This window comes from Sphingosinicella sp. CPCC 101087, from assembly GCF_004151485.1.
GTDB lineage: Bacteria > Pseudomonadota > Alphaproteobacteria > Sphingomonadales > Sphingomonadaceae > Allosphingosinicella.
The window spans coordinates 78,498-95,181 of the sequence record NZ_SBFF01000013.1; the positions used below are offsets into that span (position 1 = coordinate 78,498).

Consider the following 16,684-nt stretch of genomic DNA (forward strand, 5'->3'; position numbering starts at 1 on the left):
CATTTCCGGAAGGCCGCCCCGGCCCTCCGCGCGAATTTCGACATCACCGAGCGACCACGCCGATCCCGACGATTCCGGCCGCTCCTGAAGCCTGGCCGTAGCCGCCCGGATCCAAAATGGTCTATGCGCGCGGCGTGACGCGTTCGCTGGCCGCTTTCCTCCTCATCGGACTCGCCTCCCCCGCATCGGGCCAGACCGCTCCGGGAGAGACGATCATCGTCACCGGTCGCGGGCTCGAGCCCGGCCGCGGCGAGACGCTGTTCAACGTCACGACGATCGGCCGGGAGCGGCTGGCGCACTCACCGTCGAACCGGCTCGAGGACGTGCTTCGCGATGTTCCCGGATTCCAGCAGTTCCGCCGGTCCGACGCCCGCTCCGCCAATCCGACCAGCCAGGGTGCGACCTTGCGCGCGCTTGGCGGCAACGCCTCCAGCCGGGCCCTCCTGATCCTGGACGGCGTCCCCCAGACCGATCCGTTCGGCGGATGGATCAGCTGGCCGGCCTATGATCCGCGGCGCCTCGGCGAGGTCAGGGTGGTCCGCGGCGGCGGCACTGGCGCCAACGGTCCCGGTGCGCTGGCCGGGACGATCGAGCTTTCCAGCGCGCCGCCGGAAGCCTTGGAGGGCCATTCGGGCCGGATCGCTTATGGAAGCCGCGACAGCGTCGACGGCTTTGCCTCGGCCGGCCTGCCGCTCGGCTCCGGATTCCTGTCCCTCTCGGGAAACTGGGCACAAGGCGACGGCTTCGTTCCCGTGATCGCGGCGCAGCGCGGCGCGGCAGATCGGCCCGCCCCCTATCGCCAGGGGAGCGTCGCGGCGCGCATGGTGACGCCGGTCTCCGGCGCGCTCGAACTTCAAGCCAACCTTTCCGCTTTTACCGATTCGCGCGAGCGCGGGACGGCGAACAGCGATATCGAGACGCGGGGCGCCGACGCATCGCTGCGGCTGGTGGGCCGCGGAAGCCTGCCTTTCTCGGCGGTCGCTTATGTGCAGGTGCGCGACTTTTCGAACCTGTTCGCGTCGGTCGAGGACGATCGCAGCGCCGCCAATCTCGTGCTCGATCAATATTCGGTACCGTCGACCGGGCTGGGGGCCCGCTTCGAGCTTCGCCCGATCACCGGCACGACCGAGCTGCGGATCGGCGCCGACTGGCGCGAGACGGTCGGGCGCACGCAGGAGCTCTATCTATTCGAGAATGGCGCGCCGCAGCGCGGGCGGGTCGCCGGCGGACGGACCCGGACGATCGGCACGTTCGCCGAACTCGGCGTAGAGCGCGGCGACCTCACTTTCAGCGCCGGCGCCAGGATCGACCGCTGGCGGATCGAGGAAGGCCGCCTTCGGGAACGCGTGCTCGCGACAGGGGCGCCGATCACGGAGACGGACTTTGCCGATCGGGGCGGCTGGGAGGCGACCGGCCGGGCCGGGATCGGCTGGCAGTTGGCCGAGCCGCTGACCGTGCGCGCAGCGGCCTATCGCGGCTGGCGGCTGCCGACGCTGAACGAGCTGTTCCGGCCGTTCCGCGTCGGCGCCGACGCGACCGCGGCCAATGCCGACCTGTCGCCGGAGCGGGTGGACGGAGTCGAGGCCGGGGTCGAGCTTCGCCCGGCCGCAGGCGCGCGGATCGGGCTCACCTTGTTCGCCAATCGACTCGACGAGGCGATCTCCAACGTGACGCTGGGCGAAGGCCCGGGCGTCTTCCCCGGCGTCGGCTTCGTCGGTGCCGGCGGGCAATATCGCCAGCGCCGCAATGTCGATGCGGTGACCAGCCGCGGCGTGGAGCTGGATGCGAGCGTCGCGAGCGGGCCCTGGCGGCTTTCGGCCGGCTACAGCCTCGCCGATGCCGAGATCCGCGCGGACGGGGCGGCGGCGCCGCTCGACGGCCTGCGACCGGCCCAGGCGCCGCGGCACAGCGCCGCCGCGTCGATCGCCTGGGAGGGCCGGAGCGGCGCCTATGGATCGGTGAGCGCGCGCTACACGTCGAGCCAATATGAGGACGACCTCAACAGCCAGCGCCTTCCCGACGCGTTGACCTTCGACGCGATCGCGGTGCTGCCGCTGACCCCGCAGATTGCCATCGAGGCGCGAGCGGAGAATCTCACCGGCGAGCGTGTGGTCGCCGGAATATCCGGGGCCGGGATCGTCGAGCGCGGGACCCCGCGCACGCTGTGGCTCGGGCTGCGTCTCCAGAACTGAGCGGATGCGCCCCAATGGGATGCCTGATCCCGCCGCGGCGGGATAGGCCAGCCTCCCCGGACTAGAGGTTCGCCTCCATCCAGGCCGTGCCGAAGCGGACGATGTCGGCGGCTTCGATAAGCTCGCTCGGCGCGTGGCCGACGCATCCGCGGCGGGCACGGCCGGCGTCGAGATAGGCGTTCAGGATCAAGGCGAAATAGTCGTCCCCGTCCCACACGGCGATGCCTTCCGAATCGTCGAGGCATTCGACCCAGGCGTGGCGCGGGCCGTTTTCGGTGCGCAGCAGATAATCCCAACGCGTGCGGCGCTTGTGCGGCAGCCGCGCCAGATATTCGGCATAATGAAGCGCGGTGACGGTATCGTCATTGGCGCCGAGCCTGAGGATACGGCCGCCTGCATCGCAGAGCTTCTGCAGCGGCGAGCCCGGTCCGTAATAATCGTGCCAGGGCTGGCGGCGCAGGAGCGCCTCGGCCGCCGGCCCGCGTGCGCCGAAACGTCCGCTCGGATTGCCGCTGACGATCGTACCCGGGCGGCGGCGAAACGCCTCGGCCAGCCAGCCGACCTCTCCAATCGCCGGCGCGGTCGAGAGATCGAGCGGCTCGCTGCCGGCGAGCAGGTCCGCCCGCCGGGCCGGCGCGCGCTGGTTCACCCAATCCTGGCCGTAAGCGGTCCCAAGCACCATCAGCAGCGTTCCGTCCGGACCGACCAGCCGATCGAGCACGTCCAGAATCAGGTCGGCCCCGCCCGGGCCGTGCAGACCGCGAGCGAGGCCGATCTTTCTGAGTGAGGCGTGCACCATCAGGATGCCGCCCGGCACGACGCCCAACGCCGTCAGGTCGTCAAGCAGCCGCTCTTCTGAAAGGCCGGCGGCCTTCTTCGAGGCCGTCGCCAAATGATTTCAGCTGACGTGCCGCGAAATGTGCTTGTTCATCTCGAACATCGAGACGCGATCCTTGCCGAAAACGGCGCGCAGCTTGTCGTCGGCGACGATCTCGCGCTTGTTCTTCGGATCCTGCAGATTGTTCTTCTTGATGTGGTCCCAGATCTTGCTGACGACCTGGCTGCGCGGCAGCGGGTCGGATCCGGTAATGGCAGCGAGCTCCTTCGACGGGGTCACCGGCCTCTGCAAGCCGCTCTGCCTTCCTTGTGCCATATCTTTCCTCCCTGTGGATTCCTGACTTGGGATAGGCGCAAAATTATCGGCTTTGCAACCGCCATGACACTCTGACGGGCGCGATTGCCCCCTGTGCCGGTCGATTTCTGTGGATCGCCATGGTTAATGGACGCCGAACGGCACCACTTTGTTGGCGCAGTCGTGACCGATGTCGGCGCGACCGAGAAAAGGGATTCCCGCACGGGCGCACCAGAAGCGGACCAGAGTCTCCTCATCCTCGCCGAAGTCCGGATCGTTGGCGGGAATGTCGGTGCAGCGTCCGAGGCGGATACCGGCCAATCCTCGGGCGACCGGATTGGCGCTGATGTGGAACATCGCCCGGTCGATCCGGTACATATGCTCGGCCACGTCCTCGATCAGCAATATGTGCCCCGACAGGTTCGGCTCGAGCGGCGTGCCGAGGAGCAGGGAAAAGACGGTGATGTTGAATGCCGCATGGGGCATTCCGGTGGCGAGACCGGGCTCGAGCGCCACGGCGGAGCGCGCGTCCAGCCACGCCAGCGCACGCGATACCGCCGCCTCGCCGCCGTCGCGCATCACATCCTGGGGCATCGGGCCGTGGGCGAGGTGGGGAAAGCCGGCGCGATAAAGACCGGCGAGCAGATAGCCGCCATCGCTATAGCCGAGATAGAGCTTGTCGCGGGCGGCGGCCCCGAGCCGGCCGATCGCCGCTTCGGCGAAGCGGCAGGCGCCATAGCCGCCGCGCGCGAACCAGATCGCATCGAAGGCCGGATCATTGGCATATTGGACGAAGGCGTCGCCCCGTTCATCGTCCGTACCCGCGAAATGGTTGTAGGAGAGGAAGCATTGCGGGTGGAAGACCAGGTCCAGGCCCGGAAACTGCGCGGCCGCCAGCGTCCGGACCCGGTCGGCCGCGGCCTCGCTGAAGCGTGAACTCGGCGCGACGATTCCGATCCGCATGTCAGTCCTTCCCTTCCCTCGCTCCGTCGGTCCTCACGATGAGCGAGGTGGAACATTCGCGGAGGATCTGCCGGTTGAACCCCCACGCCCGGCCCCTCTTATGCCGGGAGGGGCAGGGAGGCGATTCCCCCGCTCGAAATTGAACTCCGCCGCGCTTGCCAATAGGGCGAGCCGATGAACGCGGCCAAATCCTATTTCTTCTGCGGCATCGGCGGCAGCGGCATGCTTCCGCTTGCCCTGATCGTTAAGGGGCGCGGCGCCGAAGTCGCCGGGTCCGATCGCACGCTCGACCAGGGACGGCTCGCCCCGAAGTTCGAGTATCTCGAGCGGCACGGAATCGCCTTGTTCCCGCAGGACGGGAGCGGGGTAACCAGGCCGGACCAGATTCTCGTCGCTTCGGCCGCAGTCGAGGAAAGCGTGCCCGACGTGGTCAAGGCCAAGGCGATCGGCGCCCCTCGGATAAGCCGTCCCGAGCTGCTCGCCGAATTGTTCAACGCCGCCGGGACCGGAATCGCCGTCGGCGGCACCAGCGGCAAGTCGACGGTCACAGGGATGATCGGCTGGATCCTTCACGCGGTCGGCCGCGATCCGACGGTGATGAACGGCGCCGTGATGAAGAATTTCGCCGGGCCCGATTCGCCTTTCGCAAGCGCCCTCGTTGGCGGCGGCGGAGAGTTCGTCAGCGAAGTGGACGAGAGCGACGGATCGATCGCTTTCTATCGCCCTGCCGTCGCCCTGCTCAACAATATCAGCCTCGACCACAAGTCGCTCGACGAGCTGCGCGGGCTGTTCGCCGATTTCGCGTCCAAGGCGGAGGCGATCGTCCTCAACCTCGACGACGACGAGACCCGACTGCTCGCGGCCGCGCTTCCGGCCGACCGGCTCGTCACCTACGGCTTCGCCGATCGCGAGGCCGACCTGTTCGGATCCGGGCTGGTCGAGGCGCCCTTCGCCGTCACCTTCGAGGCGAACGACCGGCGGACCGGCGCGACCGCGCCGGTGGCGCTGCAGGTTCCCGGGCGTCACAACGCCCAGAACGCGCTTGCGGCCCTCGCCGCGGCCACGGAGGTCGGAGTCCCGCTCGCGGAGGCGGCGCGCGTCCTCGGCGGATTCAAGGGGCTCCGCCGCCGCCTGGAACGGGTGGGAACGGCCGGCGGCGTCACGGTGATCGACGATTTCGCGCATAATCCCGATAAGATCGCGGCGACCTTGCGCACCCTGCACGCCTTTCCCGGCCGGCTGCTCATCTTCTTCCAGCCGCACGGCTACGGGCCGCTGAAGACGATGAAGGACGCGCTGATCGCCGGCCTTTCGGGCGAGATGGCCGCGGACGACGTCCTGATCATGCCCGATCCGGTCTATTTCGGCGGCACCACCAGCCGCGACATCGGCAGCGGCGACATCGTCGAGGGCGTGCGCGGGGCCGGCCGGAACGCCGAGCATGTTCCGGACCGCACCGATTGCGCCGAACGGCTGGCGGCGATCGCCCGGCCCGGCGACCGGATCGTCGTCATGGGCGCGCGCGACGACACGCTGACGACGTTCGCGGAGGATCTGCTGACCCGATTAGAGGCGAAGTAGATCCTCGGGCGAGGCAGCGCGCGTCTGATCGTTGGGCGTGCCGGGCCGATAGCCGAGATCGTGGAAGGCCGGTCCGTTCGCGCCATCCATCGCCAGATCGTGGCAGGTCAGCGCGTACAGGATGGCCGAGCCCGACTGGTAGCCGGCGAGGTTGAACAGATCGAGGCGGTGGACGAGGAGCGCGCTGTCGCCGCCCGCCGACGGGTCCGGAAAGGCGAAGGCCGGGCGAGCCGTGGAGCAAAAGGCATAGTCCTGCCGGTCGGACGCTTCCCAGTCGATTCCGGATCCGCCGTCGGCGGCGGGATCGGACCCGTCGTCCATCGAGGATCCCGGCCGATAGGTGAGGCGCCGCAACTCGCCATCCTCCGCGGCCGCCAACGGGGTGACCGAGACGACCCGCGCCCACTGACACGTGCCCTGACGGCATTCGACGCGGACGATGCGGACCGCCTGCGCGGGGTCCGGCGCGGCCGGAGCTCCGGCCGGTGGCTGGATTACCTGGACCGGCGCCTCGGCACCGGGCGAAAAGGGCCGATAGAGCGCCCACAGGGCAGCGCCGCCCGCGACGAGGAGGACGGCGGCGACGGCAATGGCGATGCGTGAATTCATCGATGCCGCCCTAGGACCCTCGCCGACGCCCTGTCCAGAAGCGGATAGAAGAACGGCGGACCCGAAGGCCCGCCGTCAGTTGCGGAAAAGCGAGGCGGATTCAGCCGGCGACGGTCATGTCGACCTTCTCGACCCACTCCGGATAGAAGACGGGCTCGCGGTTCGACCAGCCCGGGGCGGTGGCCGCCGCTTCGCTGATCGACTGCAGCAGGGTGCGGCGGCGCTCCGGATGTAGATGCGGAAGCGCGGCGGCGGCGCAGAAGGCCGCGGGGAGCCACGGCCGGATATTCGCGCCGACCAGCCGCTCGTAGAGAAACCGGTAGGAAGCGAAGCAGGTCAACCGCTCCTGGCCGAGGTCGAAGGCGGTCATGGTGATGAGCGGCGCCATCAGCGGCTCCATCGCGTCGAGGCCGCTATCGTCGGGTACATAAGTGCGGATATGGTCGAGGCGGCGATAGACGCGCTCCTGCGCGCGGATGCTCGCGGCTTCGGCCGGGTCGCGTGACCAGCGCTTCACCGCATCGCGGCGATCGAGCCCGATGTCGAGCGACCGGCGGATGTAGCGTTGCGTCCCCTTCGCGAAGCCCGCAAATTCCTTCATCTCAGCCAGTGCCACCGCTCCATCAGCGGGCCGAGTCCTCGTACTCATAATCCCACACTCCTTTTGCCCTGCGGGATTCATGCACCAGGACGGCTTACGATGCCGTTAACCAAAATCCCGCTCCCTGTTCATAATTGAATCACGCTTCGACTCGGCGAGCAATGCCCAAAGCCGGCCGTTCGTCGCAGCCGCAGCCGACTGTCGCTCCATGGCAACAGGCCGAGGAAAGAGAATCGCGCCGTCACAGCGGTTTCTTGCGTATCCGAAACGAAAATGGGCGGCGATAATTTCCTGTGGATAAGCCACGGGCGGGCCCCGTCGGCCTGCGGGTCGCGCCGAAAAGGACGAGCATTCCCGAATCTCGCAAGGTCGCTGACGCGAGCCCGCAGCCCATGCTATGCCATGAACGTGGGCGGGAATCGGGTCGAAGGCGCAGCCGGCGGGGAAGAGGCGGAACCGATTCTCGGTGAAGCCGACGCGCACGGCTATCGGCGTGCGCTGCCCGGTTTTTCGACCAACGAGCGCAGCCATTCTGCCAACGACGCGGCCGCGCAAGGCTTTTCAACGCCCGCTGCGCTAACAGACGGCATGGACAGGACGCTCGCCGAGGCCGACACGCGACGGCTGCCGGATCTCGGCATAGCCCTTAAATCGATCTCGGCCTTCTGGCTGCTCTACGCCACCCTGATCACTCTCAGAGCGCTCGTCGTCCAGTTTCCGGATTTCTGGGAGATGCTGGCCCGGCGCGGCGTCGCGGCCCTGGCCGGCGCGTCGATCACCTTCGTCGTCTATCTCGCGCTTCGTCCGACGCAGGGGTCGAGCCTCAGCGTCAAGGCGTTCGTCGCTGCCTTGCTCTGCCTGCCGGCATCGATGCTGTTCTCCGCGTTCAACTATTACATCTTCTACGTCTATGCCCCGCTCGACGCGGCCAAGAACGATCCCTCGATGAAGGGCATGTCGGGGTGGGAGATGCTCTGGCGCAGCGTCGCCGAGGGAACGCTCAGCTGGTACTTCATCTTCGCGGCCTGGGCCGCCTTCTTCGTGGCGATGAGCTATGCACGCCAACTCCGCCTCGCCGACCGACGCGCCGGAATGCTGGCGCGGGAGGCCCAGGAGGCGCAGCTCCGCGCCCTGCGCTACCAGATCAATCCGCATTTCCTGTTCAACACGCTCAACTCGCTCTCCTCGCTGATCCTGTCGCAGAAGACCGACGTCGCCGAGCGGATGCTGATGAACCTCTCGACATTCTTCCGCGCCACCTTGTCGGCCGATCCGACCGCCGACGTTCCGCTGCAGGAGGAGATCAAGCTGCAACGGCTCTATCTCGACATCGAGCAGATCCGCTTTCCCAAGCGGCTGTCGGTCGAGGTCGACGTGCCCGACTCCCTGCTCGGCGCACGGGTGCCGGTGCTGATCCTCCAGCCGGTCGTCGAGAATGCGGTCAAATATGGAGTCGCCAAGTCGCGCAAGCCGGTCACGATCAAAATCTCCGCTTATGAGGAAGCGGGGCGGCTCCACATCAAGGTCAAGGACGACGGCGAGACGGCGGCGGAAGCCTGCGACGCCGGCACCGGTGTCGGCCTGCGCAACGTTTGCGACCGGCTCACGGCGCGCTACGCTTCGCGCGCCGGCTGCCTGTACGGCCCCGATCCGGACGGCGGGTTCACCGTCCACATCTTCCTGCCGGTGACGAGGAATGGCTGAGAACCCACCGCTTCGCATCATGGTAGTCGACGACGAGCCGCTCGCCGTCGAACGGCTACAGCTCCTGCTCGCGCGCTGCCCGGGAGCCACCGTCGTCGGTACCGCCAATGACGGCGAGGCGGCGCTTCGCATCGCCGAGGCGGTCGCCCCCGATCTGGTCCTGCTCGACATCGCCATGCCCGGCATGGACGGGATCGATGTCGCCCGAGCCTTGTCCGATTCGGCGGTGGATCCGGTGGTGGTGTTCGTCACCGCGTTCGACAATTTCGCCGTCGCCGCGTTCGACGTGGCGGCGATCGATTATCTGATGAAGCCGGTGCAGCTCGACCGCCTCGAACGGGCGCTGGAGCGCGTCAGGGCCCACCTGGCCGGAGGCGACCGCGCCGGCCGACGCCGGATGCCGGCGCATGTCGAGGAATTCTGGGTGCCGGACCATAGCGGACTGGTCCGGATCGCCGCCTCCGACATCGAAAGGGTCACTGCGGAGCGCGATTACATGCGCCTTCACGTGGGTCCGCGCAGCTGGCTGATCCACCGGACGATCGCCAAGCTGGAAGAGGATCTGGATCCGGAGATGTTCATCCGCGTCCACCGCTCGGTGATCCTGCGCCGCGACACGATCACCAGCCTCTATCGCGACGATTCGGGCCATTGGACCGCTCGGCTGGCGGACGGCGGCGAGCAGAGGATCGGCCGGTCCTATGTCGACCAGGTGAAGAGGCTGGCCGGACGCTGAGGCCTTCGGTGCTTTCATACGGCTTTTCGCCAAGCTCAATGCCTACTCTGCATGGGCGGATTAGGATCGAATGATAACCGCTCATCCTGAGTAGCGGCTGAGCCTGTCGAAGCCGCGTATCGAAGGACGGACAAAGGAAAAGGGAGGCGACGGCTTTTGCCGTCGCCTCCCGGAGGAGCCGGACTGCCCGGTGGGCTCAGTTGGCAGCCCGGCTCACACGCACAGCGGCATAGCGCTGGCCGCCGACGAGGGCGTTGCGCTGCGACGCCGCGGAAGCGATCACCTCCTGCCGGCACAGGCGCGACATCTCGTTCCACTTCAGCTCGACGAGCAGATACTCGCCGCATACCCGGCGCGCGGCGGCCGCGATGCGGCGATCGAGCGCAGCCTGTCCGGCGGAATTGGCGAGGTTGAGGTCCTGATGCTGGACCATGACGGCATCGAGCTGACCGGCCACCGCGGGGGCGGCTCCGAGGCTGATGGTGGCGAAGCCGGCCGCAACGGCGGCCACGGCGAGGATGGACGAACGAACGGACATTTCTCATTCCTTTCAAAGGCCGGATTGGCCGTTGCGAGTTGCGGCGTTCGGGCAGGAAGCGGGGGCAGATGCCCTGCCCGCTCGCCGCCTTTTGCTTCTCGCCGATGGCGCGATCTTCCGCCTGTCCGTTTCGACCATGGCGCCGGCCGCTTCGGCCAATCCCGCGACGTTTCGACCAAATGCAGGCCCCGCTCGACGAGAAGGCAGACGGCGGCGGCAACCGCCCGGCAGCGCGAGTCGTTGATCACGCGAATCCAGCGAGACGGAGCGGCGAAGCCGCAAGCGGCGACAAGCTCAACAAGGCGACTCCGAGCCGCAAGTCGACGGCAAAAGCCGGCTGAGCAGGGGGCTCGGCGCGCAAGCAATGTCTTTTGGCCTGTCCCTCACCGGGACGGCTCGAAATCAGGGGGCGCCAAGATTAAGGTTTTGACGCTATCTGCCCGTTCCGGGAGCCACATTCCGGACGAAAGCGGGCATGGCCTTGAGCGAATCGACACGAGGAATTGGGCGGGACGGCAAGCCGGAGCGGGTCTGGCGCTGGGCGCTGCTCGCCTTGGTGCCGACGAGCATTTCCTGCGTCCCGGTGGAAAACGGGCGAGCGCCGACGGCTCCGTCCGCTGTCTCCCCGGCCACCGCTCCAGAGACCGAAGCCCCGGATCCTGCCGCGGCTCTCCTCATGGGCCGGACCCGGTCGATTCTCGCGGCGCTGGCGCGCGGCGGCGATGCCTCGGCTTTCCGCGGCCGCTCCCCCGTCGACCAGCTCCGCTCGCTCGACTGCCTCGCCCAGGCCATCTATTATGAAGCGGCCTCCGAGAGCGAAGACGGCCAGCGCGCGGTCGCCCAGGTCGTCCTCAACCGGGTCCGCCACCCGGCCTGGCCGAACAGCGTCTGCGGCGTCGTCTATCAGGGGCCGATGCGGGCCGGCGGTGGGTGCCAGTTCACCTTCACCTGCGACGGCTCGCTGACGCGTCCCGCGGGAGGCATCGCCTGGGCGAGGGCCCGGGCGCTGGCCGCAGAAGCGCTCGCCGGCCGAGTCTATGCGCCGGCCGGATCGTCGACGCACTACCATACCCATGCGGTCTCGCCCTCCTGGGCGCCGCGGCTCCAGCCGACCCTGTCGATCGGCGCCCACGCCTTCTACCGCCTGCCGGGCGCCGCTGGAGAGGGATCCGCCTTCACCGCGAACTATGCAGGCCGCGAGCCCCTGCCCCAGCCGTCGATGATCCTGGTCCGTCCGGCGGCAACGGCGAGCGCACCGGCCTTTGCGGCCTTGCCGGAGGTCCCGCCTCCCGCTGCTGCCGCGCCGGCTCCGATCTCCCTCCCCTCCGACCTCGCTTTGGCGAGCAGCCCGCCCGAATCGACGGTGCGGGAGGAATATCGATCCTCCGGCCAATGGCGGGACGACGCGCCTGCGGCGATCACCGGCCGGTAGCGTAGCCCTCCCGGTTTCCGGGGCGTTCGGCCGCCTGCAGGGCAGGCGCTGAGGATCGACCCCAGGCGGCTTTCCCGTCCCGACGTCCGCCGGATCGCGGTTTCCCTTCCGACCGGACCTATCCTAGCCCACGCGCGTCAGGCGGGCGGCCAGCCTGGCGGCGCCGGGCAGGCGCCCGACCAGTGCCATCATCGCCCGGCGGGTCGCCGCGCGCTCCGCCGACCGACGGATCAATTCGGCGAGCCGCACCGGCCGCGCGGAGCGCCCGGCGAAGGCGTTCTGAAAGCCGCCCGCGGCCCCGGCGCCGCCCGCGAGATAGGCTCGTGCCGCCAGCTCGCCGCTCGCCAACGCGATGGCGATTCCGTCGCCGGCCAACGAGGCGATGACGGCCGACTGGTCGCCGAGCCGGAACAGGCCCCGGCGGCGGCCCTGCGCACGCCAGCCATAAGGCACGCCCGCCACCGCTTCCCACGCCAGCGGAAGGACGTCCCCAAGCCGCGATCGCAGGACGGGGGATTCCTCCGCCAGCGCGCGAACCAGCGCCTCCGGGCTACCTTCCCGCGCCAGCCTCGCCCGCGAGACGGACAGGCAAAAATTGGCGGACCCGTCCTCCTGCAGGAGCAGGCCGGCATAGCCCTCGTCGAACAGGTGCAACTCGATCGTGCCGGCCAGAGCCCGCTCGAGGTCGGGGCGAGGCGAGAGCGCCGCCCGCAACCCGGTGGCGGGCCGCTCGCGCCGGCCGTCGAGGTCGCGCGCCGCGCCGCGCAGCTCATGCTTGCCGGTCGCGAGGAACAGGGCGTCGGCGCAGACGACCTCTCCGTCGTCGAACCGCACGCCTTCGACCTCCAATGCACGAGCGGTGCGGCCGCGATGGACGCGTGCGCCGGCCTGTTCGGCCGCGGCGAGCAAGGCGGCGTCGAGGCTTCGTCGCGACAATCCGGCGGCCATTCCGGGCAAGGCTGCCTCGACCATCTTGCCGTCCGCCAGCAGCCGCAGATTCCGGATGGGTCGCGCGCCGAGCGCGTGCGGATCGACACCCAGCCCCCGCAGCCGCGCGAGTGCGTCCCAGCCGAGGAATCCGCCGCAGACGACGTCGCGCTCGCCGCGGCTGCGATCGAACAGCTCCGGCCCCGCGCCCCCGCGCGCGAGGACCAGGGCGGCGGCGGCTCCGGCCGGACCGCCGCCGACGATCAGCGCGTCCGTTCGACGCATAGCCGTAGCGGGAAATGCCGCACCACGCGGGCGGCGCCCTCCGGAACGCCGGCGGCGGCGAGGATGGCCCGCCATTCCCGAGGTCGGAAGGAACGGGCGATCGACAGGCGGCCGTCCTCGCGGACGATCGGGTGCGCACCGATCAGCCGAGCGAGCACCGGAAAGCCGTGATAGGCCAGAAGATGGCGGTGCAGGTCGTTGATCAGCCAGCCGCGCTCCGCCCTCGCCTCCATGAAGCGAATGAAGGCGTCGAGTTCGGCGTCGGTCATGTGATGGGCGACGAGACTGCTGACGACGAAGTCGAAGCGGCCCGGCACGTCGCGATAGTCGCCGGTGACGAACGCAATCGGCAGGTCCGGCGAAGTCGCGGCGCGGGCCGCGGCTTCGCTGCGCGGATTGAGATCGACCCCGACCAGATCGGCCGCCACGCCCCGGCGCCCGGACCATCGCGCGATTCGGCGCAGCATGTCGCCATCTCCGAAGCCGACGTCGAGCAGCCGGAAGGCCTTCATGCCGCGCGCCGAGCGATCGAGAAAGGCAAGAGTCGGCCGGGCGGCGAAGGTCCAGGCGTTCACCCGCGAAAGGTCGCGCAACACCTGGTCATAGACGCCGGGATCGAGCGCCGGATCGTCCATCTGCTCGTCATCGCGAGCGCGCTCCACGAGACCACGGGCCGGACTCATGACTGGAGGCGGTCGTGACGGGCCGGAACGAACAGGTCGGCGGATCCCCCGGACCCGACTACGCCGTCGGGAGGACTGCGTCCCTGCTCAGGTCGTCCGCCAAGGGGCAAGGAGGGAGCGATGCTGACGCATCGTGACTGCCGCAGCGGCGCTGCCCGGGCGGCAAGAACCGGCCTGGCGGTTCGCGGTCGGACCGATCCCGACCACCTCCAGCTCTGAATCCGGACCCAAGTCACGCCACGGCGGGCAGCGGCCCGGCGCCGGCCCGCGAGAAATGGAAACCTTCGGCGGCGAGCCCCGGGCCGAAGGCGAGCGCCACGCCCTTGCGCACATCGGAGCGTCCGAGCAACTCCGCCAGCACGAACATCAGAGTGGAGGAGGACATGTTGCCGAAGCGGGCCAGGATGTCGCGCGAGGCAAACAGCGAGCCTTGCGGCAGCTCCAGCCCCTTCTCGACCGCATCGAGGATCGAGCGCCCGCCGGCGTGCACGGCCCAGCTGTCCACCTCGTCGGGCGCCCAGCCGTTGTACAAGGTGGCGCGCAGATCCTCGTCCTGCAGCGCCGCGTTGATGCGGTTGGGCACCTCGCCCGACAGGGTCATCTCGAAACCGGTATCGACGATCTTCCACTGGATAAGCTCGGCCGACTCCTCGAGCTGGGCCGAAAAGAGATGGCTCATCTCGAACCCACCGGGCTCCGAGGTCACGAGTGCCGCCGCCGCCCCGTCGCTGAACTGAAGCATGGCGAGAAGCTGCTCGAGCTGCTGAGTATGCTGGAGGTGGAGCGAGCAGAGCTCGACCGTGACCGCCAGCACGCGCGCCTTCGGCTCCGATCGGACGATGTGATGCGCGACCCGCAGGGCCGAAACCGCGGCATAGCAGCCCATGAAGCCGACCAGCGTCCGCTCCACCCCTTCCAGCCCCAGGCGGCGGGCGATGATCTGGTCGATTCCCGGCGCGACGAAGCCGGTGCAGCTCGCGACCACCAGATGAGTGACACCGTCCAGATCGACCTGGCCGGCAAGCTTGCCGATCGCCTCGAGCGCCAGCTCCGGCGCCGCCTCGGCATAGCATTCCATGCGCATGGACGTGGCCGGAGAGTCGCCGTGATAGAAGCCGCCCGGCCGGTCGTGGGGCAGGCCGCCCGGTGCTGGCGGGAGGACGGACCAGCGATGCTCGATCCCGGATCGGTCGGCCATGCGCATGAACAGCTTGCGCAGGCGCGGATCCTCGATCTGGCTTTCGGCCCAGTCAATGAACAGCCGGTGGACGTCATGCGGCGGAACGGTGCCGGCGATGGCGTTGATGAAAGCGCTCGGTTCGGCCATTCGTGGCTCCTTCAGGATATCGTTAGACCTGAACGGCCGGCCGGACGAATAGGTTCTTCTCCGGAAGCGGAGATAATCTCCTTCACCGACGCCGATACCGCCCGCCGTCTTGGATCCCGTCAAGTCCCGCCCGGGAGTCGCGCCGCCGCATCAGGCGAGGCAGGACGCCGTCCGCGGCCATGGAAAGGATCTGCGACCCGACCAAGAAGAATGGCGGACGTTGCCGCCCGCCATTCCCTCCCTAGTCCCTGCATGCGGGACCTCTAAGCCTGCGCGGCGGCGCCGCGCCGGGTGAACGAATCAGTTGTGCCGCTCGCGCATCTCGCGAGCCGCCTCTCGCATTTCCTGCGCGCCCTCGCGCATGCCCTGGGCACCATCGCGCAGCCCCTCGGCCGCCTCGCGCAGATCCTCGTGTGTCACCGTCTCGCCCCGCGCCCGGGCTCGGGCGATCGCGCGCTCGCGATAGTGCGGATCCTCGAGGCGGGAGGCTTCCTCCTCCATCGAGCGGGCGCTCGATTCCATGCTTTCGGCGCCGCTCATCATTCCGACCGCGCCATGGGCCATCGAGGCGCTGACGATCCGGGGCACGGTGCGGATGGCGCGCTTCGCCTCTCGCATCGCGAGCCGCATCTGGCGGTGCGAGTCGGCCCTGGCCCGGGCCTGCTGCCTGCGCGCCTCCCGCATGGCCCGCGACATCTCGGCCCGGCTGAGAGATGCGCGCCGCATCTCGGTCCGGGCCTCGCGCAGCGCCTCCTCGATCGTCTCGCTGTCGATCGTGGCCGCGGCGAGCGCCGCTTCGACCTGCGGACCGACATCGGGGATCTCGGGCACGGTGACGTGGATCTCGCCGGCGTCATGCACCTGCGGCGGTTCCGGCGCTTCCGCTGCGGCCGGCGGCGCCGAAGTCTCGGACACGGACGGCGGCAGCGGGACGGCTCGCACGCCTTCCGCCGGTGCCTCGGCTTCCTCGAGCGCCTCGGGCGGCGGCGCGGCCACGAGCCGCATCGCGGCCACGGGAGCGGCGATGCCGAAGCAGAGCAGGATCGCGGCCGCCGTCCAGGCGGAGCCCGAGGGCCGCTCGCGCACGCTGCGGTCGAGCACCGCCCTGACCCGCCGGCCGAGCGCATGGCCGGACGGCGCAATGCTGTTGGCGGGAAGAAGAGGGTTGCTCTGCGCCCAGTTCAGCAGGGTCTCGGCGTAGCGCGCCGGTTCGACCCGCCCGGCGGCTTCGCAATCGGCCGCCTCCTCGGCCTGCTGGACCGTTTCGCGCTCGAGCATCCAGACCAAAGGATTGAACCAGAAGAGCGTTGCCGCGATGCGCGACAGCATCAGCGCCGGCCAGTCGCGCCGCGCCACATGCGCCAGTTCGTGCGCAAGGATCGCCTCGGCATCGTCCGGCTGACCCAGCGTATCCGTATCGATCAGCACGACCGGCTGGCGCCAGCCCCAACTCAGCGGCGAGTTGACCTCGTTCGAGACGAGCAGGCGGACCGAATCGGAGTCGCTGACGCTCCAGCGGACGCGCTCGAAGGCGGCCAGCCATTCCGGACAGGTTACTTCGTCCGCCGTGCGGGTCCAGCGGTGGAGGGTCCAAAGGCCCGCCAGCAGCCGCGAGCCGACCATCGCCAGCCCGCCGAGATAAGCGAGGATGACGAGCGGGGTGGGATCGTCCCAGATGGTCGGCTCGGGCGCAGCGCCCATGGCGCCGGCGAGCTGGAGCTCGGGCGGAATATCGTAGGGAGCGGTCGCAAGCGGATCGGGCGCGGCGAAGGCGACGATCTCCAAGGCCGGAAGCCAGATCGCTATCAGCGGCAGGAGCAGGAGCATCCCGACGCCGATGCGCAGCACCAGGGCGCGGTCGGCGGCGGCGCGCGACCGCAACGCGTAAGCGAGCGCCAGCGTAGCACCGCTGATCAGCGCCGATTTCCAGGCCATCTCCGCAAAGAAGTCCAGGGTCATGGCGACCTCCTCTCC

15 protein-coding genes are annotated in these 16,684 nt (G+C 69.0%); 5 read left to right on the plus strand and 10 right to left on the minus strand.

The annotated features are described in order from the left end of the window. The first annotated feature begins 116 nt into the window (after window positions 1-116). Entirely contained in the window at window positions 117-2,192 is a 2,076-nt protein-coding gene (locus tag EKM57_RS18930) for a TonB-dependent receptor (RefSeq protein WP_129794091.1), read from the plus strand. 61 nt (window positions 2,193-2,253) lie between these two features. Here the strand turns inward: EKM57_RS18930 and EKM57_RS18935 are convergent, their stop codons facing one another. The 3 genes from EKM57_RS18935 to EKM57_RS18945 all read right to left on the minus strand — a co-directional run bounded on the left by EKM57_RS18935 (window position 2,254) and on the right by EKM57_RS18945 (window position 4,287). Further along, the gene (locus EKM57_RS18935; protein WP_129794092.1) at window positions 2,254-3,084 is read right to left on the minus strand and encodes an aminoglycoside N(3)-acetyltransferase; all 831 of its coding nucleotides are present in this window, start codon (window positions 3,082-3,084) and stop codon (window positions 2,254-2,256) included. A gap of 6 nt (window positions 3,085-3,090) precedes the next feature. Continuing rightward, the gene (locus tag EKM57_RS18940; protein WP_129794093.1) at window positions 3,091-3,345 is read right to left on the minus strand and encodes an SWIB/MDM2 domain-containing protein; all 255 of its coding nucleotides are present in this window, start codon (window positions 3,343-3,345) and stop codon (window positions 3,091-3,093) included. A gap of 123 nt (window positions 3,346-3,468) precedes the next feature. Next, on the minus strand, window positions 3,469-4,287 hold the full coding sequence (locus EKM57_RS18945; protein WP_129794094.1) for an LD-carboxypeptidase: 819 nt from the start codon (window positions 4,285-4,287) through the stop codon (window positions 3,469-3,471). Between the two features lie 174 nt (window positions 4,288-4,461). Here EKM57_RS18945 and EKM57_RS18950 point away from each other — a divergent pair, with 174 nt between their 5' ends. Further along, window positions 4,462-5,868, plus strand: coding sequence for a glutamate ligase domain-containing protein (locus EKM57_RS18950; protein ID WP_129794095.1), 1,407 nt, complete (start codon window positions 4,462-4,464; stop codon window positions 5,866-5,868). On the opposite strand, the gene EKM57_RS18955 is transcribed toward EKM57_RS18950, so the two are convergent. Together EKM57_RS18955 and EKM57_RS18960 are read right to left on the minus strand one after the other, a co-directional pair. Next, complete coding sequence (locus tag EKM57_RS18955; protein ID WP_129794096.1) at window positions 5,854-6,477, minus strand: hypothetical protein; 624 nt, start codon at window positions 6,475-6,477, stop codon at window positions 5,854-5,856. The genes EKM57_RS18950 and EKM57_RS18955 overlap by 15 nt on opposite strands. A 100-nt stretch (window positions 6,478-6,577) precedes the next feature. Beyond that, window positions 6,578-7,126, minus strand: coding sequence for a hypothetical protein (locus tag EKM57_RS18960; protein ID WP_129794097.1), 549 nt, complete (start codon window positions 7,124-7,126; stop codon window positions 6,578-6,580). Window positions 7,127-7,480: 354 nt separating this feature from the next. Here EKM57_RS18960 and EKM57_RS18965 point away from each other — a divergent pair, with 354 nt between their 5' ends. Then, window positions 7,481-8,782, plus strand: coding sequence for a sensor histidine kinase (locus EKM57_RS18965; RefSeq protein WP_165357554.1), 1,302 nt, complete (start codon window positions 7,481-7,483; stop codon window positions 8,780-8,782). Next, window positions 8,775-9,518 (plus strand): LytTR family DNA-binding domain-containing protein, encoded by a 744-nt coding sequence (locus EKM57_RS18970; protein WP_129794099.1) that lies wholly within the window; start codon window positions 8,775-8,777, stop codon window positions 9,516-9,518. The genes EKM57_RS18965 and EKM57_RS18970 overlap by 8 nt, the downstream gene beginning before the upstream one ends. Window positions 9,519-9,714: 196 nt before the next feature. Here EKM57_RS18970 and EKM57_RS18975 read toward each other — a convergent pair whose 3' ends face one another. Then, window positions 9,715-10,056 (minus strand): UrcA family protein, encoded by a 342-nt coding sequence (locus tag EKM57_RS18975; protein WP_129794100.1) that lies wholly within the window; start codon window positions 10,054-10,056, stop codon window positions 9,715-9,717. A gap of 475 nt (window positions 10,057-10,531) precedes the next feature. Here EKM57_RS18975 and EKM57_RS18980 point away from each other — a divergent pair, with 475 nt between their 5' ends. Next, complete coding sequence (locus EKM57_RS18980) at window positions 10,532-11,488, plus strand: cell wall hydrolase (RefSeq protein WP_129794101.1); 957 nt, start codon at window positions 10,532-10,534, stop codon at window positions 11,486-11,488. A gap of 123 nt (window positions 11,489-11,611) precedes the next feature. On the opposite strand, the gene EKM57_RS18985 is transcribed toward EKM57_RS18980, so the two are convergent. The 4 genes from EKM57_RS18985 to EKM57_RS19000 all read right to left on the minus strand — a co-directional run bounded on the left by EKM57_RS18985 (window position 11,612) and on the right by EKM57_RS19000 (window position 16,669). Then, complete coding sequence (locus EKM57_RS18985) at window positions 11,612-12,700, minus strand: NAD(P)/FAD-dependent oxidoreductase (protein WP_129794102.1); 1,089 nt, start codon at window positions 12,698-12,700, stop codon at window positions 11,612-11,614. After that, entirely contained in the window at window positions 12,679-13,383 is a 705-nt protein-coding gene (locus EKM57_RS18990; RefSeq protein ID WP_243451144.1) for a methyltransferase domain-containing protein, read from the minus strand. Before EKM57_RS18990 ends, EKM57_RS18985 begins: the two co-directional genes overlap by 22 nt. A 232-nt stretch (window positions 13,384-13,615) precedes the next feature. Further along, window positions 13,616-14,710: a type III polyketide synthase gene (locus EKM57_RS18995; RefSeq protein ID WP_129794103.1), complete on the minus strand. Its 1,095-nt coding sequence runs from the start codon at window positions 14,708-14,710 to the stop codon at window positions 13,616-13,618. A gap of 300 nt (window positions 14,711-15,010) precedes the next feature. Next, window positions 15,011-16,669: a M56 family metallopeptidase gene (locus tag EKM57_RS19000; RefSeq protein WP_165357555.1), complete on the minus strand. Its 1,659-nt coding sequence runs from the start codon at window positions 16,667-16,669 to the stop codon at window positions 15,011-15,013. Window positions 16,670-16,684 lie beyond the last annotated feature (15 nt).